The organism is Bradyrhizobium sp. SRS-191 (assembly GCF_024586915.1).
Taxonomy (GTDB): domain Bacteria; phylum Pseudomonadota; class Alphaproteobacteria; order Rhizobiales; family Xanthobacteraceae; genus Bradyrhizobium.
Map to the genome: position 1 here is coordinate 67,378 of NZ_JANBVS010000008.1, position 24,723 is coordinate 92,100.

The 24,723-nt window shown below is 65.3% G+C and carries 23 protein-coding genes and 1 tRNA gene; 16 read left to right on the top strand and 8 right to left on the bottom strand.

The window, feature by feature from the left end:
• Positions 1–1,075: 1,075 nt before the first annotated feature.
• The gene (locus NLR35_RS16230) at positions 1,076–1,363 is read right to left on the bottom strand and encodes a hypothetical protein (RefSeq protein ID WP_257167539.1); all 288 of its coding nucleotides are present in this window, start codon (positions 1,361–1,363) and stop codon (positions 1,076–1,078) included.
• Between the two features lie 198 nt (positions 1,364–1,561).
• Between NLR35_RS16230 and NLR35_RS16235 the strand changes: the two genes are divergently transcribed.
• The 3 genes from NLR35_RS16235 (at position 1,562) to NLR35_RS16245 (ending at position 3,541) form a co-directional block, all read left to right on the top strand.
• A complete protein-coding gene (locus tag NLR35_RS16235; RefSeq protein ID WP_257167540.1) occupies positions 1,562–2,203 on the top strand; it encodes a recombinase family protein in 642 nt (213 codons plus the stop codon).
• A 125-nt stretch (positions 2,204–2,328) separates the two neighbouring features.
• On the top strand, positions 2,329–2,841 hold the full coding sequence (locus tag NLR35_RS16240; RefSeq protein ID WP_257167541.1) for a DUF488 family protein: 513 nt from the start codon (positions 2,329–2,331) through the stop codon (positions 2,839–2,841).
• Between the two features lie 31 nt (positions 2,842–2,872).
• A complete protein-coding gene (locus NLR35_RS16245) occupies positions 2,873–3,541 on the top strand; it encodes a hypothetical protein (RefSeq protein ID WP_257167542.1) in 669 nt (222 codons plus the stop codon).
• Here NLR35_RS16245 and NLR35_RS16250 read toward each other — a convergent pair.
• Both NLR35_RS16250 and NLR35_RS16255 read right to left on the bottom strand, forming a co-directional pair.
• A complete protein-coding gene (locus NLR35_RS16250; protein WP_257167543.1) occupies positions 3,491–5,122 on the bottom strand; it encodes a site-specific integrase in 1,632 nt (543 codons plus the stop codon). The genes NLR35_RS16245 and NLR35_RS16250 overlap by 51 nt on opposite strands.
• An 86-nt stretch (positions 5,123–5,208) precedes the next feature.
• Positions 5,209–5,295 (bottom strand) — tRNA-Leu (locus NLR35_RS16255).
• Between the two features lie 225 nt (positions 5,296–5,520).
• Here NLR35_RS16255 and NLR35_RS16260 point away from each other — a divergent pair.
• Complete coding sequence (locus tag NLR35_RS16260; protein WP_257167544.1) at positions 5,521–6,489, top strand: complex I NDUFA9 subunit family protein; 969 nt, start codon at positions 5,521–5,523, stop codon at positions 6,487–6,489.
• Between the two features lie 107 nt (positions 6,490–6,596).
• Here NLR35_RS16260 and NLR35_RS16265 read toward each other — a convergent pair whose 3' ends face one another.
• Positions 6,597–7,403 (bottom strand): undecaprenyl-diphosphate phosphatase, encoded by an 807-nt coding sequence (locus tag NLR35_RS16265; RefSeq protein ID WP_257167545.1) that lies wholly within the window; start codon positions 7,401–7,403, stop codon positions 6,597–6,599.
• Positions 7,404–7,761: 358 nt separating this feature from the next.
• On the opposite strand from NLR35_RS16265, the gene NLR35_RS16270 reads away from it, so the two are divergent.
• Both NLR35_RS16270 and queG read left to right on the top strand, forming a co-directional pair.
• Positions 7,762–8,454, top strand: a complete 693-nt coding sequence (locus NLR35_RS16270; RefSeq protein WP_257167546.1) for a glutathione S-transferase family protein — start codon at positions 7,762–7,764, stop codon at positions 8,452–8,454.
• Entirely contained in the window at positions 8,403–9,581 is a 1,179-nt protein-coding gene (queG, locus tag NLR35_RS16275) for a tRNA epoxyqueuosine(34) reductase QueG (RefSeq protein ID WP_257167764.1), read from the top strand. The genes NLR35_RS16270 and queG overlap by 52 nt, the downstream gene beginning before the upstream one ends.
• A gap of 8 nt (positions 9,582–9,589) precedes the next feature.
• Here the strand turns inward: queG and NLR35_RS16280 are convergent, their stop codons facing one another.
• Positions 9,590–10,375, bottom strand: a complete 786-nt coding sequence (locus NLR35_RS16280; protein ID WP_257167547.1) for a carboxylesterase — start codon at positions 10,373–10,375, stop codon at positions 9,590–9,592.
• A 325-nt stretch (positions 10,376–10,700) separates the two neighbouring features.
• On the opposite strand from NLR35_RS16280, the gene infC reads away from it, so the two are divergent.
• Positions 10,701–11,240: a translation initiation factor IF-3 gene (gene infC, locus NLR35_RS16285; protein ID WP_085962814.1), complete on the top strand. Its 540-nt coding sequence runs from the start codon at positions 10,701–10,703 to the stop codon at positions 11,238–11,240.
• Positions 11,241–11,400: 160 nt separating this feature from the next.
• Here the strand turns inward: infC and NLR35_RS16290 are convergent, their stop codons facing one another.
• Positions 11,401–11,655: a hypothetical protein gene (locus tag NLR35_RS16290; RefSeq protein WP_374940824.1), complete on the bottom strand. Its 255-nt coding sequence runs from the start codon at positions 11,653–11,655 to the stop codon at positions 11,401–11,403.
• A gap of 349 nt (positions 11,656–12,004) precedes the next feature.
• Here NLR35_RS16290 and rpmI point away from each other — a divergent pair, with 349 nt between their 5' ends.
• The 7 genes from rpmI (at position 12,005) to NLR35_RS16325 (ending at position 18,433) form a co-directional block, all read left to right on the top strand.
• Positions 12,005–12,205 (top strand): 50S ribosomal protein L35, encoded by a 201-nt coding sequence (gene rpmI / locus NLR35_RS16295; RefSeq protein ID WP_006612327.1) that lies wholly within the window; start codon positions 12,005–12,007, stop codon positions 12,203–12,205.
• A gap of 72 nt (positions 12,206–12,277) precedes the next feature.
• Positions 12,278–12,637 (top strand): 50S ribosomal protein L20, encoded by a 360-nt coding sequence (rplT, locus tag NLR35_RS16300; RefSeq protein ID WP_006612326.1) that lies wholly within the window; start codon positions 12,278–12,280, stop codon positions 12,635–12,637.
• A gap of 143 nt (positions 12,638–12,780) precedes the next feature.
• Entirely contained in the window at positions 12,781–13,863 is a 1,083-nt protein-coding gene (pheS, locus tag NLR35_RS16305; RefSeq protein ID WP_257167549.1) for a phenylalanine--tRNA ligase subunit alpha, read from the top strand.
• Entirely contained in the window at positions 13,860–14,276 is a 417-nt protein-coding gene (locus NLR35_RS16310; RefSeq protein ID WP_257167550.1) for an ASCH domain-containing protein, read from the top strand. Before pheS ends, NLR35_RS16310 begins: the two co-directional genes overlap by 4 nt.
• On the top strand, positions 14,273–16,681 hold the full coding sequence (pheT, locus tag NLR35_RS16315; RefSeq protein WP_257167551.1) for a phenylalanine--tRNA ligase subunit beta: 2,409 nt from the start codon (positions 14,273–14,275) through the stop codon (positions 16,679–16,681). Before NLR35_RS16310 ends, pheT begins: the two co-directional genes overlap by 4 nt.
• Complete coding sequence (locus tag NLR35_RS16320) at positions 16,678–17,454, top strand: sulfite exporter TauE/SafE family protein (protein ID WP_257167552.1); 777 nt, start codon at positions 16,678–16,680, stop codon at positions 17,452–17,454. Before pheT ends, NLR35_RS16320 begins: the two co-directional genes overlap by 4 nt.
• Positions 17,455–17,488: 34 nt before the next feature.
• On the top strand, positions 17,489–18,433 hold the full coding sequence (locus tag NLR35_RS16325) for an MBL fold metallo-hydrolase (RefSeq protein WP_257167553.1): 945 nt from the start codon (positions 17,489–17,491) through the stop codon (positions 18,431–18,433).
• A 421-nt stretch (positions 18,434–18,854) separates the two neighbouring features.
• Here the strand turns inward: NLR35_RS16325 and NLR35_RS16330 are convergent, their stop codons facing one another.
• Entirely contained in the window at positions 18,855–20,258 is a 1,404-nt protein-coding gene (locus NLR35_RS16330) for an FAD-dependent oxidoreductase (protein WP_257167554.1), read from the bottom strand.
• A 194-nt stretch (positions 20,259–20,452) separates the two neighbouring features.
• On the opposite strand from NLR35_RS16330, the gene NLR35_RS16335 reads away from it, so the two are divergent.
• Complete coding sequence (locus tag NLR35_RS16335) at positions 20,453–21,442, top strand: YiiX/YebB-like N1pC/P60 family cysteine hydrolase (protein WP_257167555.1); 990 nt, start codon at positions 20,453–20,455, stop codon at positions 21,440–21,442.
• 251 nt (positions 21,443–21,693) lie between these two features.
• Here the strand turns inward: NLR35_RS16335 and NLR35_RS16340 are convergent, their stop codons facing one another.
• The gene (locus NLR35_RS16340; RefSeq protein ID WP_257167556.1) at positions 21,694–21,969 is read right to left on the bottom strand and encodes a metal-sensitive transcriptional regulator; all 276 of its coding nucleotides are present in this window, start codon (positions 21,967–21,969) and stop codon (positions 21,694–21,696) included.
• Between the two features lie 50 nt (positions 21,970–22,019).
• Here NLR35_RS16340 and NLR35_RS16345 point away from each other — a divergent pair, with 50 nt between their 5' ends.
• Entirely contained in the window at positions 22,020–24,710 is a 2,691-nt protein-coding gene (locus tag NLR35_RS16345) for a heavy metal translocating P-type ATPase (RefSeq protein ID WP_257167557.1), read from the top strand.
• The last annotated feature ends 13 nt before the right edge of the window (positions 24,711–24,723 follow it).

The window sequence follows — 24,723 nt, forward strand, 5'->3', positions numbered from 1 at the left end:
TGCCGGGCGATGCGACCACAAGGACTGGGCAGCTTAGCTTACTCGGGCCGAGACCCACCGCTGCCCCTGCCGGCCTGGGAGAGTCCGTGAGCGGCCTTTTGGTCACCCCTGTTGGCCGGAGCCGCGTTGCGATTTATCGCCTGTACGGAGCCCCCAGGGCGGCCAGTCGGCCAATAACTGCTACGCGGCCGCGAGCGGCGATGCTGCGTCTTCGGCCAATTGAACTGCGAACGGGTTCGCAGGAGCACAACGAGCCCAGCACAACCCTGACCAATAGGTTGCACTACTGCATATGCGCTCCGGGGTTTATACCTATAGTGAGACTGAAGTGCGGATAGGGTGGCAGTGAAGGATCGGTCTAGTGGTTCTGACACGAGCCTACGTCATGATCCTCGATCAAGAGCCAATCCCTAGGGGATGACCGGGGACTCTCCGCACAGGGTCTTCGTAGGTTGGGAGATCACCTCGTACCTAATGCAGCGCCAAGGCTGGTGCCCCGGCGCACTATGGCAGTTGGCGCAGAGCGGCCTTACGAACCCTAGTCCTTCCGGTTCTGTATCCGACGATACACCGGTTCGTGTTCCAGCCACTCCATTTGGTCTGCCATATCGTTCCAACACTGGGCGGCATGGCGGTAGTAGAACGCGATCAAGGCATCAGCCCCGGCCGCTTTGGCGCAACATTCCGTAGCTTTGGCCCGCATCTCGTCTGATCGCATTCCCGAAGATCGCAGGAAGGCGCATGCCGATGCATTCACCTATGCAATGCGCGTGTACGCACCACACCCGCACGTCCCCCCCCCCAAAAGCGACCGGATATTTTGACGGAAATCTCTGAAGGGGCACATCTACTGCAAAATGAGGCCGCCATCCCCCGTACCGGGCCGGCCGCGATTGCGTGTACCTCGTGCGGGTGTGGTGCTTTTCGAATGTGCCCCGCACCGTCGCGGGCCCGGGCGATCTGCCGACCTCGGCTGCTGCCTTAACCAAGATGCTGGCGCCCTGATCAGGCGGGAACGTCTACGGCGCCGCCGGCCTAGGCAGAACGTACTAGCGATCTGTCGCTTTGCGGCCGGTCATAAGCCTCCCATGATCCTGACGAGCAGGCTCACGATACGATCCGATAGCCTGCCCGCGTCCTCGTCGGAGATTTCGCGTGGCGTGTAGCCGCTGGCATCGCTCAGGGGCTTCGCGGTCAAGGCACGGACCACGTCGGCTAGTTCGGCACGTAGCTCCGCAGGGACCTCATCATTCGGGTTCTCAAGGATCACGAGCGGCAAGGCGGCAAAGGTTAGCCGCTCTTGAATGGTCCCCACCCCCGTTAGCGACCGGATGGCCTCGTAAAGCTTCTGCTTGGCGTACACGGCAACCTCTTGATTCGTAGTGGTGCTAAATTCCCATAACGGCGACGCGTCCGCCACGCACCGGGCCGACTCGCCGTCCGTTAGGGTATAGCTATACGGACAGCGAGAGATCGGCCCGGGCGGACGTCCGCTAGGGTTGACATCCATCAACGGACGCCATATTCAACGGACACAATCCCAACGTACAGAGGTCCGCCCGTGGCCACCGTTCTCTACTCCCGCGTCTCCACCAAAGATCAGACGCTCGAACACCAACGCCTCCAGGCCGAAGCCGCGGGCTTCAAGATCGATCTGGAGGTCGCGGACCATGGCGTGTCTGGCGTGAGCACCCGCCTTGCCGAGCGCCCCGAGGGCAAGCGCCTGTTCGACATCCTCCGGGCGGGTGACACGCTCGTGGTGCGCTGGGTGGACCGGCTGGGCAGGAATTACAACGACGTCAGCGACGCCATCCGCGAGTTCATGCGCAGGGGCGTCATCGTCCGCACCGTCATCAACAATATGACGTTCGACGGGGCGACCAAGGACCCTATCCAGATGGCCGTCAGGGACGCGCTGATAGCCTTCATGGCAGCGACGGCGGAAGCCCAGGCCGAAGCCACAAAGGAAGCCAGGCGCAACGGCATTGAGTTTGCGAGGCGCCCAGATGCACCGGAGCGGAAGTACCTTGGACGCAAGCCAAGCTTCACTCGTCAGCAGTTCCAGACGGTCTGCGACATGCTCGAATTGGACAGGGGCATAAGCGAGATCGCCACCGCCACCGGTCTGACACGCCAGACGGTCTACCGCATCAAGGCGGACCGGAGCGCGGCGGAGGCCGCCTTGGCAAGCTGGGCCGCTTAGGTCGTCAGCCTTAGGTGCATCGGCCCGCCCCCATCAGTGTTTTTGCGTCTGCTCACTGGGTGACGTAATGGGGCGTTTACTTTTGCTAAACCATGATCGACGACGACGCGACACAGGTGATTTGAATGGCGACGCTGTACACCATTGGCTATGAAGGCACCGATATTGACCGCTTCGTAGCCACATTGAAAAGCGTCAAGGTGCAGGTGCTGGCCGATGTCCGCGCCGTGCCGATCTCCCGGAAGAAGGGCTTCTCGAAGAATCGACTCCGGGACCGCGTTGAGCAAGAGGGCATTGGGTACATCCACTTCGCATCGCTCGGCGATCCGAAACCCGGGCGCGACGCCGCAAGGGCGGGCCAGATGGCTCGGTTCCGAGAGATTTACGGCAAGCATCTCGCCCAGAGCGGGCCCCAGCAAAGCCTAAGAGAGCTGGCCAAGCTGGTTGACGAGCAGACCACCTGCTTGATGTGTTTTGAGCGCGATCCCAGTGGATGCCACAGGTTGATTGTTGCAACGGCACTACCGACTCAGGTCACTATGTTCCACCTCTTCGGTGACGAACCTGATCGCTATGTCCGTAACGCCGCGAAGCTCCAGAGCAGTCGTCCTGGTCAAAGCGCTGCCGCAGCCCAGTAGAACCTACGGGGAAACTGTCTGCTGTGCTGGCGTGACCGTCGACGGGCAGTGGAAACGGCTCTTCCCGATACGCTTTCGCCATCTGCGGGGCGATAGCAGCTTCTCCCGCTGGAACTGGGTGAAATTTTCTTTTCGGCCTCCGACGCGCGACAAGCGCGGCGAGAGCTGCCACGTCTACGAAGACAGCATCACAATCGACGGCGAGTTGCCGAAAGACGAGCGGACGCGATTGCTTGCGCCACTCATCACCGGCTCAGCCAAGGAGGCGATGGCCCGCGGCAAATCACTAACCCTCATTCGGCCCCGAAACACGAAGTTCATCGCGAAGCGGAAATCTGCGGCTGACCTCGTAGAGGAGCGTGAAGCATTCAAACTCGCCGCTCGACAAACATCTATCTTCGATCAGGAGCTGGCCGAACTTGAGCCATCGCCGTTCGATTTTCGATTTGAGTTCGATGACGATGATGGCCATCACAACTACCAGAACGGCGACTGGGAAACCCATGCTATGTTTTGGCGCTGGCGGACCGAATACGGTGAGGCTAGTGCTCTGGACCGCATGCGGGCCGTTTACGACGACGACTATCCCCGCAAGGGCATGGCATTCGCGCTTGGAAACCAGGCCAAGAGGCCACAGACATGGCAGCTGCTAGGCGTGATCCGCCTCGACGAAGTGACGCAGCCTGACCTTTTCGGGTAATTGCTCCAGCCCTACGTCGTAGCGCGGAAGCTTGCAAATCTCCCGGTATAGTCCCTCCGGCTCTCCGTAGACCGCCTCGTCCACGCCCTTGCCGCCCTGCGCCAAGATCATGCGCCGCAGTTCCTGTGAGATGTCGTACTTGCGGGAGAGGGTTACAAAGCGATGCCTCCACGCATGGTTCGGCCGTATGCGCTCGTCGTTGACGATTGACCGGACAAATTCTGACACGCGGTTCTTCACGCCGTTCAAGCGACCGCGAACCTCGCTCCTGTTCTCGGCCGTGAGAAATAGATAGCCGTCCCCTGAAGCCTCTGCGAAGGCGACGAAGCCTAGTTCAACGAGTTGCGGGTGAAGCGGAACATCGCGCCGCTTCTTATTCTTGACCGGGCCAGCCTCCGGCGTGATCGTTATCGTCCAATGCGTCCCGCTCCGCCGGACATCTTCACGACGAAGCTGCAGCACCTCCCCGACGCGAGCGCCCGCTAGAGCGCAGAGCCACGGTGCCCAACGCTTCGCTGCGGCTGTCTTCTCAAGCTCATCATCCGCGCACTCGTACGCCAAAGCGGCGCCGAGAATTGCTATAGCCTCATCGTCCGTGTATCCCTTCGGCCGCGTCTGCTCGGGGTTGCTGCGCATCACCGTGATGCCTTGAGCCGGATTGCTTGGAATGCGGTGATTGGCGACCGCCCACTTGAATACGGCTTTTAATGCCGACAGATCGCCGTCCCGCACCGTCTTGTCCGACAAGGTCTTGCCTGTACGGGGATTGATCGTTGCAAGGCGCATGGTCTTGTAAGCAACGATATCCTTCGGCCCCAGTCGCGCAGCGTTGTCGTGCTCAAGGAAGCTCACAAACCGCTCGATCACCGCCTCGTATTCGGCAAAGGTCTTCTCTGCCTTCCCGGCAGTGACTGCTTCGCGCTTCCAGTCCCGGAACAGCCCCCGGATGGACTCACTGGGGGCTTCCTGAACGGCGGGGAGCTTGAACTCCGGAAATCTCTTCGCCCCTTCATCCGGGGCGTAATTGCCCTCAGCCCGTAGTTTCAGCACCTCAGCAACTTCCCTGCCAGCCCGAAACATCTCGCCGGCAAGTGCCGCCCAGGTGTGCTCGTCGACGCTCAGCGCGTGCCGGGCAAGGTGCTCTTCGACGAAAGGTGCAACTTCACGCATTCGCGTGGCCTCGTCCCACGCTTCGGACAACTCAAGCAGCCGAGTCCAAATGCCTACGGGGCCCGGCTCTTCGTCGAACCGCGCGATTGCTCGCCGCCGGAAGTCACCCGCGAGGGCCACGATCTGCTTGTGACTGAGTGTTCGCCGGCCCTCTCGCAGAGCCTTCCAAACTTCGTCGAGGTAGGCCAGCGCCTTTGCCTGTCGCGCCTTCGCTTCGCGCGTATCCATGGTGCGAAGCGAAATCTTCACTGTGGCCGTGCGGCCGACCCGCACCGTCACAGCCTCGTCGCCGATCGGAACGCGCAGCGTGATGCCGATCGCCTTGGCGATCAGGTCAGCGGGGACACGCGTCCGGATGTAGTGGAATTTGGAGCCGTCGCGGCGAGTGGGAGAGGGCATTCGCAGAAGCATTGTGTACCGTCTCTGTGTACCAGTTGAGACGGTCAATCACCCTTAAATTATAGGGCTTCAGCGAAATCAACAACATCGATGAACGATGGTGCCCAGGAAAGGACTCGAACCTTCACGGCCGTTAAGCCACTGGCACCTGAAGCCAGCGCGTCTACCAATTCCGCCACCTGGGCATGTGGAGGCGGTGTGTACGGATCGAACGGCGGCTTGTCAAACCGCAGAAGGCCCAAGATGACAATTTTTCTCGAACCATGCGCAAAAACACGGCTCCCTTTTCCGCGGTGCGGGCGATGGGCTATACAGCGGCGCAAGATGGCGGGCCGCGGGGTGCGAATCGCCGCTGACAGGCTTCTCGTCCGGGGCGGATCGACCGCCCGGCTATCCCAGGAATGATCCCAATGGCATCGAATCTGGACACCCTCGTCACCGTGTTCGGCGGCTCCGGCTTCGTCGGCCGCAACGTGGTCCGCGCGCTGGCCAAGCGCGACTATCGCATCCGCGTCGCGGTGCGCCGGCCGGAGCTCGCGGGCCATCTGCAGCCGCTCGGCCGCGTCGGCCAGATCCACACCGTGCAGGCCAATCTGCGCTATCCCGACTCGGTGGCGGCAGCACTGCGCGACAGCCATGTCGCCATCAACCTCGTCGGCATCCTGACCGAGAGCGGCGCGCAGACCTTCGACGCCGTTCAGGCCGAGGGCGCCGCCACCGTGGCAAAGGCCGCGGCCGCCGCCGGCGCCCGGCTGGTGCATGTCTCGGCGATCGGCGCGGATGCCGAATCGGCCTCGAGCTACGCCCGCGCCAAGGCGGCGGGCGAAGCCGCTGCGCTGGCCGCGGTGCCCGAGGCCGTGATCATGCGGCCCTCCGTGGTGTTCGGCCCCGAGGACCAGTTCACCAACCGCTTCGCGGGCCTCGCCCGCATCGCGCCGTTCCTGCCGTTGGTCGGCGGCGGCGAGACGAAGATGCAGCCGGTCTATGTCGGCGATGTCGCCTCGGCCGTGGCGGATGCGGTCGACGGCAAGGCGCAGGCGGGCGCGACCTACGAGCTCGGCGGGCCGGAGGTGCTGAGCTTCCGCGAGATCCTCAAGATCATTCTGGAGATCACCGACCGCGACCGCGCGCTGCTGCCGCTGCCCTTCGGGCTGGCGAAGCTGCAGGCGACCTTCCTGCAATTCGCGCCGGGCCCGCTGAAGCTGACGCCGGACCAGGTCGAGCTGCTGCGTCATGACAACGTGGTGTCGGAGGCCGCGAAGGCCGCGGGGCTGACCCTGCAGGGCCTCGGCATCACGCCGGATTCGCTGGAGGCGATCGGCCCGCAATATCTCTGGCGCTTCCGTCCGGCCGGTCAGTTTCAGCGCAAGAATGCGTGAGCGGTCCGTAGGGTGGGCAAAGCGAAGCGTGCCCACCATCTCGCGACGACACTCAAGAACGGTGGGCACGGCGCTATGCGCCTTTGGCCCACCCGACGCGATAACGACTACTTGCCCAGCGCCAGCGCGATCAGGCCGAGCGTGCCGACGATGACGCGCCACCAGGCGAACAGCACGAAGCCGTGGCGGGTGACGTAGTCGAGGAAGACCTTCACCACGATCATCGCGGTGATGAAGGACACGACGAAGCCGATCGCGATGAGGCCGAGGTGATCGGACGTCATCTCGGCGCGGCTCTTGTAGAAGTCGTAGACGAAGGCGCCGACCATGGTCGGAATCGCCAGGAAGAAGGAGAACTCCGCGGCCGAGCGCTTGTCGCCGCCGAGCAGCATCGCCGCGACGATGGTCGAGCCGGAGCGCGACACGCCGGGGATCATGGCCAGGCACTGCGCGACGCCGATCCACAGATACATCATCAGCGGATAGCGCGTGGCGTCGTGCTCCCGCGGCTTCAAATCGATCTGGTCGACCCACAGCAGGATGGCGCCGCCGACGATGAGCGAGAAGCAGACCACCCAGGGATCGAACAGCAGCGCCTTGATGTATTTGCCGGCGATGAGGCCGACGATCACGGCGGGCAGGAAGGCGATCAGCACGCCGATGATGAAGCGGCGGTCGTCGGGATTGGTGAGGGCGCCGATGGCGACGCGATACAGCTTGAAGAAGTACAGCGCGACGATCGCGAGGATGGCGCCGAGCTGGATGAGGATCGCAAAGCTCTTCCAGAAGCCCTCGTCGCCGAGCCCGAAGAAGCGCTCCGCGAGCAGGAGATGGCCGGTCGAGGATACCGGAAGGAATTCGGTGACGCCCTCGACAATGCCGAGAAGCACCGCCCGCAGCGTATCTGACATCATGATCGGATCCAGGATTGCCGGCAAAACGCGGCCCTTCTCGCCTATTCGGCCCGCGGCCGCAATTGCAAAAAGCGCTCGCCACGGCCACATCGGATGAATGAACCGGCGCGCGACCATGCATTACGAATCACAGCGCCGCCATGCCGGGCTGCGGGCCCGGAGAGCCCATCATTGTTCCCCAACGTCGTTTCCCGCATGCCGACCCGTCGCCCTACTGCTTACACTTTCGCCGACCATGCGCTAATGGTCCGAATCGCGCCAGGCTCCCCTGCGCCGGTATCCGGACGATCCATCGGTGCGAGCCGGTGGTTGATTGTTCGTTAAGTGCCAAGCCGCCGCGCGATCGTCGAAAGGCTCCATGTACACGCTCTACCACCATCCCTTCTGCCCGCATTCGCGCTTCGTCCGGCTGGTGCTCGGCGAATACGGGCTCGACCTGCGCCTGGTGGAGGAACGCGCCTGGGAGCGTCGCGAGGCGTTCCTCGTGCTCAATCCGGCGGCCACGACGCCGGTGCTGGCTGTCGAGGACATGCCGCCGGTGCCGGGGGTGGGCGTGATCGCCGAATTTCTCGACGAGACCTGCGGGGTCGAGGCGGGTGACCGCCGGCTGATGCCGGCCTCGCCTGCCGAGCGCATCGAGGTGCGCCGGCTGATGGACTGGTTCAACACCAAGTTCTTCGAGGAGGCCTCGAACCTGCTCGTCACCGAGCGCATCTACAAGCGCTTCATGAGCGAGGAGGATGGCGGCGGTCCGCCGTCGACCGACGTGATTCGCGCCGCCAAGACCAATGTGCGCTATCACCTCGCTTATATCGGCTGGCTGGCGCAGCGGCGCAATTTCCTCGCCGGCGACCGCCTGACCTATGCCGACCTCGCCGCCGCCGCGCATCTCTCCGCGATCGACTATCTCGGCGACGTGCCGTGGATCGAGGACGACGCCGCGAAGGCGTGGTACGCGCGGGTGAAGTCGCGGCCGTCGTTCCGGCCGCTGCTGAGCGACTGGCTGGCCGGCGTGCCGGCGTCGCGCACTTACGTGGATCTCGACTTCTGAGCGCCCGTGCGCCAGACGCCCTGAAGGCGGCGCTGGCGGCCGAGGCGCTGAAGCTCGGCTTCGATGCCACCGGCATCACCGCGCCGGTGGTGAGCCCTGAGCGCGCCGCCGCCTTCGAGCGATTCCTTGCCGAGGGCCAGCACGGCGACATGGACTGGCTCGCCCGCGAGCCGTCGCGGCGGACCGATCCGACGACGTTGTGGAGCGAGGTCCGCAGCGTCATCATGCTCGGCGTCAATTACGGGCCCGACGAGGACCCGCGCGCTGTTCTCGCCCGGCGCAGCCGCGCGGCGATCTCAGTCTATGCCCGCGGCGACGACTATCACGACGTCATCAAGAAAAACCTCAAGACCTTGGCGCGCTGGCTGGTCGCGCAGGCCGGCTGCGACGTGAAGGTGTTCGTCGACACCGCGGCCGTCATGGAAAAGCCGCTGGCTGAAGCGGCCGGGCTCGGCTGGCAGGGCAAGCACACCAATTTGGTGTCGCGTGGCTTCGGCTCCTGGCTGTTCCTCGGCGCGATCTACACCCCGCTTGCGCTACCCTTGGATGGCGCTGAGCAGGATCATTGCGGCTCCTGCCGGGCCTGCCTCGACAGTTGTCCGACGGCGGCGTTCCCGGCGCCGTACAGTCTCGATGCGCGGCGCTGCATCTCGTATCTGACCATCGAGAACAAGGGGCCGATCCCGCGCGAGTTCCGCAAAGCCATGGGCAACCGCATCTATGGCTGCGACGATTGCCTGGCCGCCTGCCCCTGGAACAAGTTCGCGCAAGCAGGGCGCGAGGCGAAGCTGGCGGCCCGTGACGCGCTGCGCGCGCCATCGCTGGCCGAGCTGGCGGAGCTCGACGACGCCGCGTTCCGCGCGCTGTTCACGAAGTCGCCGGTGAAGCGTATCGGCCGAGACCGCTTCCTGCGCAACGTGCTGATCGCGATTGGCAACTCCAGTGATGCCGCGCTGGCGCCGGCAGCCGAGCGGCTCGCGGCCGATCCGAACCCGCTGGTCCGCGGCGCCGCAGCCTGGGCGCTCGGGCGGCTGCTCGATGCGGGTGCCTTCGCTCAGCATGCCGAGGTGGCCCTCGCCGCCGAAACCGACGACGACGTCCGCGCGGAGTGGCAAGCCCGATTCTGAGCGCCGCCTCAGCCCATCTCCCCCACGGCGGCCAGCATGCGCGCGATGTCCTGAGGACGCGACAGCCGGTGATCGCCGTCCTGGATCATGGTCAGCACGACGTCCTCCGCCGGCAGCCGGTGCGCCAGCGCGAAGGCGTGCTGCCAGGGCACGTCGGGGTCCTGCGCGCCCTGCAGGATGCGAACGGGGCAGCCGACATTGACGGCGCTGCCGAGCAGCAGGTGATTCCGTCCGTCCTCGATCAGCGCCCGCGTGATCGGATAAGGCTCGCCATATTCCGAAGGCCGCATCCAGACGCCATTCGTCTCGATCTCCCGGCGGATCTCCGGCGAGAAGCCCTTCCACATCAGCTCCTCGGTGAAATCGGGCGCAGGCGCAATCAGCACCATCCCGGCGAGCGTCGCCTCGCCCGGCTGCTTGGAGAGCTCGCGCGCCAGCAGCAGCGCCATCCAGCCGCCCATGGAGGAGCCGATCACCACCTGCGGCCCGCGGCAGAATTGCCGGAACACGGCCACGCTCTCCTCGAGCCAGCGGCTGATGGTGCCGTCGACGAAGCGGCCGCCGGATTCGCCATGTCCGGAATAGTCGAACCGGACGCAGGCCCGGCCGCGCTCGGCGGCCCAGGCCTCAAGTGCCACCGCCTTGGTGCCCTTCATGTCGGAATTGAAGCCGCCGAGCCAGAACAGCCCCGGCGGCGTCCCCGGACGCGCGCGCACCGCGATCTGGCGCGCGGCGTCGCCGGTACCGACGGTGATGAAGGCAGGGAGATCGGTCGATTCGATAGCTTGGTTCATGGATCGTTACCCCCAGGCGGACGTTGTGTGGGCGAGCCGGCCACGTCCGTCAATCGGGTCGGCCGGGACGCCGTGCTGCTTGCGAAAGCGAGGCGCGCACTCTATGTCCCCGGGCGGAACCACAAGGCCCGGCCCGCGCATGTGAGCGCCCGTCCTGGTCATCTGGTCCCTTTTGGGGGAATACGCCGCCACGCCGACTGCGCGTGCGACGCAAGTGCCGCGACGGCCGGGCGGAATTTCGACGCACCGGGCCAGCGCGACCTTGCCCGCAAAGGCATCTTCCTTCAAACTAGCCGCCTTCTTCCACAACCTTGGAGAACTACCCATTCGCCGCCCCAATCGAGCCCCGCCCGCTGCCGTCAAAGACGGGCCGCGCACCAATGATGAGATTCGCAATGCGCAGATCCAGCTGATCGACGCCGAAGGCACCAATCGCGGCACGGTCGAGACCGTCGTTGCGATCAAGATGGCCATCGAAGCAGGCATGGACCTGGTCGAGATTTCGCCGAACAATTCGCCTCCCGTCTGTAAGATCATGGACTACGGGAAGTACAAATATTCGGCGCAGAAGAAGGCCGCCGAGGCCCGCAAGAAGCAGAAGGTCGTCGAGATCAAGGAGATCAAGCTCCGTCCGATGATCGATGACCACGACTACGACGTGAAGATGCGGGCGATGCAGCGCTTCTTCGAAGAGGGCGACAAGGTCAAGATCACCCTGCGCTATCGCGGCCGCGAAATGGCGCACCAGGAGATCGGCACCAAGCTGCTCGACAAGGTGAAGTCCGACGTGGCGGCGTTCGCCAAGGTCGAGCAGGACGCCAAGTTCGAGGGCCGTCAGGTCGTCATGGTTCTGGCCCCGCGCTGAGAGGCGAGGGACCACGCTTCAAACCGGGCCCGCCACGCGTTGGCGGGCTTTTCTCTTGAGAGGCCTCGTCTCTTGAGAGGTCTTGTCTCTTGAGAGGCCTTGGTCAGGACCGCGTCGCCTGCCACCGCCCGCTGCAGGTGCCGGCCGAGCCTTTGCCGCTCTAGCGGCCGAAGCCCGAGGACGCGCCCAACCGCCCGTTACCGCTGGCCGAGGAACCGCCCTGCGAGACCCGCACCGTGACGGCGCCACCCCGGCCGACGGTGCCGGTGATGTTGGCGGAGCCGGCCGAGGTCACGCGCCCGCCGCTGATCTGAACCGGGAAGCTGTAGCCCTGGTCGCAACTGCCGGCCTCGGTGATGATCAGGACGGTCCAGGGACCGTCGAAGCCGGCGGCGCGGGCCGGAGTGGAAGACAAGGCGGCAGTCGCGGCAAGGGCAGCGGCGACGGCAGCGGGACGGATGATGCGGACCATGAGCGGACCTCGGCATGGTTAACGAAAGCTGATCATGGGTCGGAATAGCTGATTCCATGGTTCGACGTTGCCAACGCCCAAGTTGCCAAGTCCAAGTTGCCAAGTTCGATCGTCTCTGGCATAAGCGCGGCCTTCGTCGCCCGGCTGATCAAGGGCTGCCGTGGCGATGTCCCTGTGCGGGTGGGTCCTCGTTTGGATCCGAAACCTGAGCACAACCAACGCTCTAACGAGCATTTTCGCCGGATGGCGCCGCTTTCGCGGGCGGCTTGCCGTTGGCATCAAGGAGAGCCAAATGCCCAAGCTGAAGACCAAATCCGGCGCCAAAAAGCGCTTCAAGGTGACGGGGACCGGCAAGGTCATGCACGCTCAGCGCGGTAAGCGCCACGGCATGATCAAGCGGACCAAGAAGCAGATCCGGCAGCTGCGCGGCACCCGCGTGCTGTTCAAGACCGACGGCGACAACGTCAAGAAGTACTTCTTGCCGAACGCCTGACCGGCCTCTCGCTTCCGAACCCCGGCCGCGCGCGACGCGGCTCGTCATCACCTCTGAACAAGGATTTCCGTCATGTCTCGCGTCAAACGCGGTGTGACCGCTCACGCCAAGCACAAGAAGGTCTACAAGGCCGCCAAGGGTTTCTACGGCCGCCGCAAGAACACGATCCGCGCCGCCAAGGCCGCCGTCGAGAAGGCCGGCCAGTATGCGTTCCGCGATCGCAAGCGCAAGAAGCGCACCTTCCGCGCGCTCTGGATCCAGCGCCTGAACGCCGCCGTGCGTCCGTTCGAGCTGACCTACAGCCGCTTTATCGACGGCCTGTCCAAGTCCGGCATCACCGTCGACCGCAAGGTGCTGTCGGATCTCGCGATCAACGAGCCCGCCGCGTTCGAGGCGATCGTTGTGAAGGCCAAGGCGGCGCTCGCCGCCTGATCGCCTCCGCTATCGTGAGGACTTCAAAAGCGGCCGACGCTCTCGGCCGCTTTTTGCTGTCCGGTCACATCGCTGCTTTCGCTTGACCCTTGTCGCCGTCGCGGCGACAACCCAGCCGCCTTTGCCCCGCGGAGATTTTGCCCGTGTCCGACCTCGCCTCGCTCGAAACCTCGATCCTCGATCAGATCGCCGCCGCCGGCGATGAAGCCGCGCTGGAAGCGGTGCGCGTCGCGGCCCTCGGCAAGAAGGGGTCGATCTCGGCGCTGCTGGCCACGCTCGGCAAGATGTCGCCGGACGAGCGCAAGACGCAAGGCGCGGCGATCAACCTCGCCAAGGACAAGGTCACGCAGGCGCTGACCGCGCGCCGCGACGTGCTCAAGGCGGCCGCGCTCGATGCCCGCCTCGCCGCAGAGACCATCGACGTCACCCTGCCGCTGCAGGACACGCCGGCCGATACGGGGCGCATCCATCCGCTCAGCCAGGTGATGGACGAGCTCACCACGATCTTTGCCGACATGGGCTTCTCGATCGCGGAGGGACCCGACGTCGAGACCGACGACTACAACTTCACCAAGCTGAACTTCCCGGAAGGCCACCCCGCACGCGAGATGCACGACACGTTCTTCTTCAATCCGAAGCCGGACGGCTCGCGCATGCTACTGCGGACCCACACCTCGCCGGTGCAGGTGCGCACGATGCTGAGCCAGAAGCCGCCGATCCGCGTGATCTGCCCGGGCCGCACCTACCGCATCGATTCGGACGCGACGCACACGCCGCAATTCCACCAGGTCGAGGGCCTCGTCATCGACAAGGGCTCGCATCTCGGCCACCTCAAATGGATCCTGCACGAGTTCTGCAAGGCGTTCTTCGAGGTCGACCACATCAACATGAAGTTCCGGCCTTCCTTCTTCCCCTTCACCGAGCCGTCGCTCGAGGTCGACATCCAGTGCCGCCGCGACAAGGGCGAGATCCGCTTCGGCGAGGGCGAGGACTGGCTGGAGATTCTCGGCTGCGGCATGGTGCATCCGAACGTGCTGCGCGCCTGCGGCATCGATCCCGACGAATACCAGGGCTTTGCCTGGGGCATGGGCATCGACCGCATCGCGATGCTGAAATACGGCATGAGCGATCTGCGCCAGCTGTTCGAGGGCGACGTCCGCTGGCTGTCGCATTACGGCTTCAAGCCGCTGGAGGTGCCGACCCTGGCTGGGGGACTGAGCACGTGAACCTCGAGACGGTCCCTGAGGCTTATCGCGGCTTGCGGTCGTTCGCGTTCGGCGACGGCCCGGAGCTTGCCGACAAATTGCTCGACCTCGTCGTCAACGGTATCAAGACGGCGACCTGCAGCACCGAGGACGAGCCCAACACGTCGACGCCAAGTGAGCGCTGGATCGTTCTCGACGGGCGGGGCAATGCGCGCTGCGTGATCGAGACCACCGAGGTCACGTATCGCCGCTTCGATGAGGTCGACGCGGCCTTCGCCTTCGACGAGGGTGAAGGCGACCGGAGCCTGGACTATTGGCGCGCAGCGCACCGAACCTACTTCACCCGACTGGGCAAGTTCAGCGACACCATGATGTTGATGTGTGAGCGCTTCCGTCTTGTCGAGGTCTTTGCCGATCGCAGGGTTGCATCATGAAATTCACACTGTCCTGGCTGAAGGACCATCTCGACACCGATGAGTCGGTGGAGAGCATCGCCAACAAGCTGACGATGATCGGCCTCGAGGTCGAGCATCTCGAGGACAAGGCGAAGCTGCTCGCGCCGTACAAGATCGCACGTGTCGTCTCCGCCGAGCAGCATCCCAACGCGGACCGGCTGCGCGTCTGCATGGTCGATACCGGTGACGGTGGCGCGCCGGTGCAGGTCGTGTGCGGCGCGCCGAATGCGCGCGCGGGTCTCGTCTCGGTGTTCTCGCCGCCGGGCACCTACATCCCGGGCAAGAACATCACGCTCTCGGTCGGCACCATCCGTGGCGTCGAGAGCCGCGGCATGCTGTGCTCTGCGGCCGAGCTGCAGATCTCGGACGATCACGACGGCATCATGGAGCTGCCGGCGGATGCACCGATCGGCAAGCCGTATGCGGAGTGGGCCGGGCTCGGCGATCCCCAGTTCGAGATCAACCTGACGCCGAACCGCCAGGACTGCACCGGCGTGCACGGCATCGCGCGCGACCTCGCCGCGGCCGACATGGGCAAGCTCAAGGACCCCGGCATCAAGCCGATCAAGGGCGAATTCCCCTGCCCCGTCAAGGTTGCGGTGGAAGACGACAAGCTGTGTCCAGGCTTCGCGCTGCGGCTGGTGCGCGGCGTCAAGAACGGACCATCGCCGAAATGGCTGCAGCAGCGCCTGACCTCAATCGGCCTGCGCCCGATCAACGCGCTGGTCGACATCACCAACTACATGACCTTCGACCGCGCGCGTCCGCTGCACGTGTTCGACGCCAAGAAAGTAAAGGGCAACCTGGTCGTCCGCCGCGCGCGCGACGGCGAGACCCTGCTGGCGCTCGACGGCCGCACCTACACGCTCGACCAGTCGATGTGCGTCATTTCAGACGATGCTGGCGTTGAATCGCTCGCCGGCATCATGGGCGGCGAGGCCTCCGGCTGCGACGCGGATACCACCGACGTGCTGATCGAATCGGCGCTGTGGAACGAGATCAACATCGCCCAGACCGGCCGCAAGCTCGGCATCAATTCCGACGCGCGTTACCGTTTCGAGCGTGGCGTCGATCCGGCCTTCATGGTGCCGGGCCTGGAGATGGCGACCAAGCTCGTGCTCGAGCTCTGCGGCGGCGCGCCGTCAGAGAAAGTCGTCGTCGGCAACGCCTACGGCGACGACCGCATCATCGACTTCCCGGTTAGCGAGGTGAAGCGTCTCGCCGGCATCGAGGTGCCCTTCCCGGAGATGCGCCGCATCCTGACCCACCTCGGCTTCACGCTCGCGGGCAACGTCCCCGTCGTGAAGGTCGCCGTGCCCTCGTGGCGCAGCGACGTGCACGGCAAGGCTGACATCGTCGAAGAAATCGTCCGCATCGTCGGCGTCGACAAGGTGCCGATGACGCCGTTCGAGCGTGGCGATGCGCCGCGCAAGCCGGTGCTGACGCCGCTGCAGCTGCGCACCCGCCGCGCCAAGCGCGCGCTGGCGGCGCGCGGCATCGTCGAGGCCGTGACGTGGTCGTTCATCTCCAAGCCGGCCGCTGAGCTGTTCGGCGGCGGCAAGGCCGAGCTCGCGCTGGCCAACCCGATCGCGTCGGACCTCTCCGACATGCGGCCGAGCCTGCTGCCCGGCCTGATCGCGACCGTGCAGGCGAACGCGGATCGCGGCTTTGGCGACGTCGCCATCTTCGAGGTCGGCCAGATCTTCAAGGGCGATCGTCCGGAGGATCAGTTCGTCGCCGCCAGCGGCATCCGTCGCGGCATCGCCTCGTCGAAGGGCCTCGGCCGGCATTGGACGGGCTCGCAGCCGGCCAATGCCTATGACGCCAAGGCCGATGCGCTCGCCGTGCTGGCCGCGGCCGGCGCACCGATGGCGTCGTTGCAGATCGTCGCCGGCGGACCTGCCTGGATGCATCCGGGCCGCTCCGGCACGATCCAGATGGGACCGCAGAACGTGCTCGGCCATTTCGGCGAGCTGCATCCGCGCACGCTGGAAGCGCTGAAGGCTGACGGACCGCTGGTCGCCTTCGAGGTCATCCTCGATCGTATCCCTGCCGCCAAGGCGAAGCCGACCCGCGCCAAGCCGGTGCTGGAGCTCTCGGCGTTCCAGCCGGTCTCACGCGACTTCGCCTTCATCGTCGATCGCAAGGTCAAGGCCGGCGATATCGTGAAGGCGGCGCAGGGCGTCGACAAGAAGCTGATCACCGACGTCACTGTCTTCGACATCTACGAGGGCAAAGGCATCGAGGACGGCAAGAAGTCGGTCGCGATCGCCGTGACCCTGCAGCCGCGCGACAAGACCATGACCGACGAGGAGATCGACGCCGTCGCAGCGAAGATCACCGCCGACGTGTCCAAGAAGACCGGCGGCACGTTGCGCGGATGAGCCTCTCCGGGCTCATCCCTGCTGATCTCACCTTGTTCGCGACGATGGCGCTGGCCATCGTCGCCTTCATCGCAGCGACCGCGCGCGGCTTCTCGGGCTTCGGCGCGGCGCTGATCTTCATGCCGCTCGCGAGCAGCTTCGCGACACCGCGGTTGGTCGCGCCGCTGCTGCTGGTGATCGACTTCGTGTCGATGGCCCCGATGGTCGCGCCCGCCTGGCGTGAGGCCGACCGCAAGGCTACCGCGGTGATCGTGGCCGGCGCGCTGGTCGGTGTTCCGCTCGGCACCTGGTTCCTCACCCGGCTCGATCCGGTCACCGTGCGCTGGATCATCACTGGCTTCGTGATCGCGCTTCTCGCGCTGCTGATCTCCGGCTGGCGCTATCGAGGCAAGGAGTACACCGCGTTGTCTATCGCGGTCGGTGCCGTCTCCGGGTTCTGCAGCGGCCTCGCTCAGACGGGAGGCCCGCCGATCGTCGGATACTGGCTGGGACGCCCGATCCCGTCGAAGATTGCGCGAGCCAATATTGTGCTGTTCTTCGGCGCCTCGGATTTCTTCGCGATGGTCAGCTATGCTGCCAGCAGCTTGATCACCTGGGACTCGCTCAAGCTCTCGCTGCTGATTGGCCCGATCTATGCGCTCGGCGTCACGTTGGGCGCCGCACTGTTCGGCCGGGCCAGCGAGCGCGTGTTCCGCGCCATCTGTTATGCGTTGATAGCCATCGCCGTGATCTTCGGCCTTCCAGCCCTCGACGGCGTGCTCGGCCGGGGCTAGCGTCCCGGCAACGAGACCGACCCCGGAGGATGCCATGATTGATCGCCGAACAATGCTGTCACTCGCGCTGGGCACAGCGGGAGCCGCGATCGCTCCGTCAGTGTTCGCACAAGGAGCCAAGACCGGCACACGCATCGTCTTTCTCGGCACCAAGGGCGGCCCGCGCGTTGGTGTCGGGGCGTCGAACCCGGCCAATCTCGTCGTGGTCAACGGCACGCCGTTCGTGATCGATTGCGGCATGGGCGTCAGCCGCCAGCTCGTCAATGCCGGCGTGCCGATCCCGTCCGTGAAATACATCCTGATCAGCCACCATCATTCCGATCACAATCTGGAATACGGCAACCTGTTCTACAACGCCTGGGCCGCGGGGCTGTCGACGCCGATCCAGTCGTTCGGCCCCAAGGGCCTCGAGGCGATGACCCGCAGCTTCTGGGAGACCAACAAGTTCGACGTCGACACCCGCATCGACGATGAAGGCCGCCCCGATCCTCGGCCGCTGCTGGTTGCCAGGGATATCGATCAGGACGGCGTCGTCGTGAAGACGGCGGACGTGACGGTGACCGCATTCCGGACGCCGCATCCGCCGATCACCGACAATTTCGCCTACAAATTCGAGACGCCGGACGGCACGATCGTGTTCTCCAGCGACACCGCCTACAATCCGAAGCTCGCGGGGTTCGCGAAAGGCGCTGATGTGCTGGTGCACGAATGTCTGTACGTGCCCGCGGTCGACCGTCTCGTCCTCAAGACGAAGAACGGCTCGACGCTGAAGAAGCATCTGCTGGAGAGTCACACTACGACGGAAGATGTCGGGCGGATCGCGGCAGCGGCCGGCGTGAAGGTGCTGGTGCTCAGCCACTTCGTCCCGGGCGACGATCCCGAGGTGACCGACGAGGATTGGACCCGCGACGTGAAGAAGAACTACACGGGCCGCATCGTCGTGGCGAAGGACCTGATGGAGCTGAAGCTGCCGGTGTAGTCACATAGTGACCATGAACCGCATAGTTCATCGCTTCCACGAGCACGGTGCGCATGAATGCGCCCTCTCCCCTCGTGGAAGAGGGCATGTAGGACAGATCCGCAAACGCGGTTGGGTGAGGGGCCTCTCTCCGCAAACGGTGCTCGTGGATAGATACCCCTCACCCAAACGAGCTTGTTGCTCCGGCGTGCATGCCCTCTCCCACAAGGGGAGAGGGCGCATTCATGCGCACCTGCGTCGCGGTTCACCTGAAGTCGTACGTAGTTGAGGAGCAAGCAGCCGCCGCAGGCGGCAGCGTGCCCAACACCTATTCTCGAACTCATCAGCTCGATGGTGGGCACTGCGCCACTGCGATCTCGGATGTGATCAGAGCGCCTGCTCGCCTTTGCCCGCCCCACGGACTTAGCGCGGCGATCAGCAATCAATCCTCCGGCGCCGACCGCCCCTTGCGACGACGACTGCGTTGCCGCTCGGTCGGCTCCGGCTCCGGATCCTTCAACGCGCCGATGCGGCGCAGGGCGGCTTCTGCGGCACGCTCGCCCGACTCCCAGGCACCGTCGACCGTCCCCCATAGCGTCTCGTGCGTCGCTTCGCCGGCCAGAAACAGCGGACCTAAGGGTTCGCCGAGAATCTTCCGTGAGCCTTGATTTCCCGGCGCCGCGGCGGACATGGCGCCAAGCACGCCGGGCACCTGGTTCCAGCGCGTGGCTGATGATGATTTCACGGCGGCTGCGGCTTCGCTGCCGAACAGCTTGCCGATCCATTCCTTGCCGAACGCCGTCATTGCGGCCTCGCCTTGTGCTGACAGCTCGCGGCCGAAGCTGCCCGCGACGTCGATCGTACACAGCGACGAGCCGCCGATATTGGCTAGCAACAGGCCGGTGCGATTGGAATTGCTCTGCTCGACGATGACCTCGTCCCGCGACAGGCCGAGCGGATTGCCTGAAAGCATCAGCGCGATGTGATCGGTGCTGCCGAGGCTGAGCTTGGCCGCGGCGTCGAGCTGCCGTTTGGGCAACTCCGGTGTGAACTTGATCGCGCCGGAGGTGAGGAGGTTGGTCGAAACGGTAAGAATGACGGCGCGTGTTGCGATACGCCCGGCGGGAGTCTCCACCGCGACGTCGCGGTTGCTCCAGACGATTCGGCTCGCCGGCGTCGACAGCGAGACCGGCAGCCCCTCGCCGAGCTTGCCGAGCAGCGTGCCCAGGCCTTGGCGACAGGCGAGCGGCGCGTTGCGATCCTGGGCGCGCGCCTTGTCCATCACAGAGAGATCGGCGAGATCCTTGCCGGTCGCACCGGCGCCGAGGACGAAGGCCGTGGTGTTGCTCCAGTCGCCGAGATCCTTCGGCAGCGCTGCGGCGCAGGACATATCAAGCTTGCCTCGGGCGGCCTCGTCGAGAGCGCGGTTGGCGCGCACGAGACCCGCGAGGAACTGCTCGGTCTCGCCCGGTCGCGCGTTGCGACGGCCGACACGTATCTTCTGGCCAACGGGCGCGGCCGCAACGTCGAGCCCGACGCCGCGGGCGAGTCTGCCGATCGGATTGCTGTCGGCACTGAACAACCAACGTGCGCCGCGATCGAACGGCACGCCGAAGGTCGTGAGGTCGGTGCTGCACCGGCCGCCGATCTGCGCGGCTGCTTCGAGCAGCACGACCTTGCGGTTCGCGGCCACGATCCGGCGCGCGGCGGCAATGCCGGCCGCGCCTGCTCCGATCACGACAATGTCAGCCTCGCGCGGAACCGCGGCTTGCGTGACGCGGGCGACAAGGGGCGTGGCGGCCAGCGCCGCGGAAGCGGAGAGGAAGCCGCGGCGCGTGAAGCTCATGACATGGTTTCCGAAAGCTTTTGTGAGTTGCGATTGCCGCGGAATTTGCCGCATCTTCTGCAGCGCGGCAATGAGAATGGTAAACGCGATACCGCAGAGAACGCTTCGACTATGAACCAAATTGCAACCGCAATCGACCATCATGGAAGAAGGGACAAAGGCAAGCGGCCGGTCAAGGTCGCCCGGGGACCGTCATGGGTATCGTGCTCGACCAGATCGGCAAGCTGATTGCCGCCTATCTCCAGAAGGAGATACCGGGCTATGAGCCGTTTACGCCGAGCGATCCGGACTACCTGCGTAAGGATGTCCAGCCGGGCGACGTGCTGCTGGTCGAAGGCAACAGCCGCATCTCCGGCATCATCAAATATCTGACGCAGTCGACCTGGTCGCACGCCGCGCTCTATGTCGGTCCGATCGACGGCGCGGTCGAGCCCGACGGCGAGCCGCATGTGCTGGTGGAAGCCTATGTCGGCGATGGCGTGATCTCGGCGCCGCTATCGAAATACTTCGCCTATCACACGCGCGTGTGCCGTCCGGTCGGGCTGACTTTCGAGGACCGCCACACCGTCTGCCGCTACGCCATCAACCGCATCGGCTTCGGCTACGACACCAAGAACATCGTCGACCTGATGCGTTTCCTCGTTCCGCTGCCGATCCCGCAACGCTGGCGGCGGCGCATGATCGCGCTGGGCTCGGGCGATCCGACCAAGATGATCTGCTCCGCGCTGATCGCGCAGGCGTTCGACGCCGTGCGCTATCCCATCCTTCCGAAGATCACGCGGGCGCCGTCGCGGCGCGCCAAGCGCGAGATCCTGCATATCCGCGATTCCTCGCTCTACATGCCGCGCGACTTCGACATCTCGCCCTATTTCGAGATCGTCAAGCCGACCATCGTCAACGGCTTCGACTACACCACGCTGCATTGGGCCGACAAGCAGAAGCCGCTCGCGGAGGTAGCGGGCGAATTCGCCGTGTTTCCAGGATCTGTCATTGCGCCGCCGCTCGTTCCTGAGACGGCTGACGAAGAAGCGGCGCGGCCGGTTGCGGCTGAGGAAGTGAGCGCGGAAGTGGTGGGTGAGCGGTTGGTCGTCAACGAGCACTTCCTTGTCGCCGAGCCGGTACGGAAGCTGGCGCCACACGCGTCTGCAAGACGGCGCAAGGTCGCGGTGAGCGCTGGCTCCTGATCAATCCGAGTTGGAGTCGAGCCCTCACGCCGCCGATGGTGCACCCCTCGCCCCGTTCTTACGGGGCCGCTACGAGCTTCGCTCGCGCTGAGAGAGTTGGGGTGGGGGGCAGGCGCTCGGGCGGTGCTGATGGTGAGACCTGTACCCCCTCACCCGGATTGCATCTGGCGATGCAATCCGACCTCTCCCCGCAAGCGGGGCGAGGTGCACCGAAATCGCCGCGCGCGACTCGGCTAGTCAACTGAGACCCCTTAGCGATCCGACCGGCTGATCACGTCCATCAACTCCGCGATCTTCTGCCGCTGATCGACTTTGTCGCCGGACGCGATCGCGTGCTCGACGCAATGGGCGACGTGATCGCGCAGGATCTCCTCCTCGACGCGGCGCAACGCCGCCCGCACTGCGGAAATCTGCGTCACGATGTCGATGCAGTAGCGATTGTCCTCGACCATCTTCGACAGGCCCCTGACCTGCCCTTCGATCCGGCTTAAACGTTTCTGACAGGAAGTCTTGATGTCGTCTCGCATGGGCTCTATATACCCCTACAGGGTATAGGTTTCAAGAGGCGAGGCTGGGCATGTCGGAAACCGGACACGGGCATGGTGCCGCGGCGGACACCGCCGCCGGATGCGGCTGCGGATCGCGCGCTGGCGCGGCGGAAACCGGACACAAGCAGGCGTCGACGGGTGCCTGTTGCAGCGATCATGCCGAAGCGCCGGCGAGTCCAGCGGACTCCTGCTGTGGCGGTCGCGAGCACGTCCCTGCAGCGAAGGTGAAGGATCCCGTCTGCGGCATGTCGGTCGACCCGGCCACGGCGAAACATCGCTTCGAGCATGACGGGCAGACCTTCCACTTCTGCTCGGCTGGATGCCGCACCAAGTTCGCGGGTGATCCAGCGAAGTATCTCGCGCCTGCAGCCGCCGCCACAAATGCGGGCGCTTGCTGCGGTGACCACGATTACCACGCGCATGATCACGACGCAGCCAAGGTCATCGATCCCGTCTGCGGCATGAGCGTCGATCCCGCAACGTCGAAGCATCGCTTCGATCATCAGGGCCACACCTTTCACTTCTGCTCGGCCGGCTGCCGCACCAAGTTCGCGGCCGATCCGGCGAAGTACCTCGACAAGCGCGAGCCGCCGCCGGAGATGCCGGCCGGCACAATCTACACCTGCCCGATGCATCCGGAGATCCGCCAGGAAGGCCCGGGCACCTGCCCGATCTGCGGCATGGCGCTGGAGCCCGATGTCATCAGCCTCGATGATGCGCCCAACCCCGAGCTCGCCGACATGTCCAGGCGATTCTGGATCGGCGCGGTGCTCGCGGCCCCCGTGGTGGTGCTGGAGATGGGCGGCCATCTCGTCGGCGGTCACGGGTTGATCGATCCGGTGCTGTCGAACTGGATTCAGTTGGCGCTGGCGACGCCCGTGGTGCTGTGGGCGGGCTGGCCGTTCTTCGTGCGCGGCTGGCAGTCGGTCCAGACCCGCAATCTCAACATGTTCACCTTGATCGCGATGGGCACGGGCGTCGCCTATGTCTACAGCGTGATCGCGACCTTGATGCCGCAGGCGTTTCCGCCGGCGTTCCGCGGCCATGGCGGCTCTGTCGCGGTGTATTTCGAGGCGGCCTCCGTCATCACTATTCTCGTCTTGCTCGGCCAGGTGCTCGAGCTGCGCGCGCGCGAGGCGACCTCGGGCGCGATCAAGGCGCTGTTGCAGCTGGCGCCGAAGACGGCGCGGCGGCTCGACGCCGACGGCAACGACCACGAGGTCGAGATCGCCGAGCTCGCGGTCGGCGATCGCTTGCGCGTGCGGCCTGGCGAGAAGGTGCCGGTCGACGGCGTCATCCTCGAAGGCCGATCCTCGCTCGACGAGTCGCTGGTGACAGGCGAGTCGATGCCGGTCACCAAGGACGAAGGCGAGCGCGTCATCGCCGGCACCTTGAACCAGACCGGCAGCTTCGTGATGCGCGCCGACAAGGTCGGGCGCGAGACGCTGCTGTCGCAGATCGTGCAGATGGTCGCCGACGCGCAGCGCTCGCGGGCGCCGATCCAGCGGCTGGCCGATCAGGTCGCGGGCTGGTTCGTGCCGACCGTGATCGCCGCCGCCATCACCGCGTTCGTCGCGTGGTACGCCTTCGGCCCCGAGCCACGGTTCGCGTTTGGTCTGGTCGCCGCGGTGAGTGTGCTGATCATCGCCTGCCCCTGTGCGCTCGGACTGGCGACACCGATGTCGATCATGGTCGGCGTCGGCCGCGGCGCGCAGGCCGGCGTGCTGATCAAGAGCGCCGAGGCGCTGGAGCGGCTGGAGAAGGTCGATACGCTGGTGGTCGACAAGACCGGCACGTTGACCGAGGGCAAGCCGAAGGTGACGTCGATCGTCACCGCTGATGGCGTTGACGAAGCCGAGGCGCTGCAGCTCGCCGCCAGTGTGGAACGCGCCAGCGAGCATCCGCTGGCCGAGGCGATCGTCCGTCACGCGGCCGAGCGCAAGATCAAGCTGGCCGATGTGAAAGGCTTCGACGCGCCGACCGGCAAGGGCGCGCGCGGCGAGGTCGACGGCAAGGCCATCGCGCTCGGCAACCCGACCTATCTCGCCTCGCTCGGCATCATCACCGACACGCTCGGCGTCGAGAGCAAGCGGCTGCGCGAGGACGGTGCCACTGTCATCACGATGGCGGTCGACGGCAAGCCCGCGGCGCTGTTCGCGATCGCCGATCCGATCAAGGCATCGACGCCGGACGCGCTGAAGGCGTTAGCGGCCGACGGCATCAAGGTGATCATGCTGACCGGCGACAACCGCACCACGGCGACCGCGGTCGCGCGCAAGATCGGCATCACCGAGGTCGAGGCCGAGGTGCTGCCGGAGCAGAAGAGCGCGGTGGTCGCGCGTCTGCGCGCCAGCGGCAAGGTGGTGGCGATGGCCGGCGACGGCGTCAACGACGCGCCGGCGCTGGCGGCCGCCGATGTCGGCATCGCGATGGGCACCGGCACCGATGTCGCGATGGAAAGCGCCGGCGTCACGCTCCTGCAAGGCGATCTCGGCGGCATCGCGCGGGCGCGCAAACTGTCGGCGGCTGTCATGAGCAACATCCGCCAGAACCTGTTCTTCGCGTTCATCTACAACGCGGCCGGCATCCCGATCGCGGCGGGTATTCTGTATCCGGTGTTCGGCATCCTGCTGTCGCCGATCATCGCGGCAGCGGCGATGTCGCTGTCGTCGGTGAGCGTGGTCGGCAACGCGCTGCGGCTGCGGGCGACGAGTTTGTGAGGCAACAGACGGT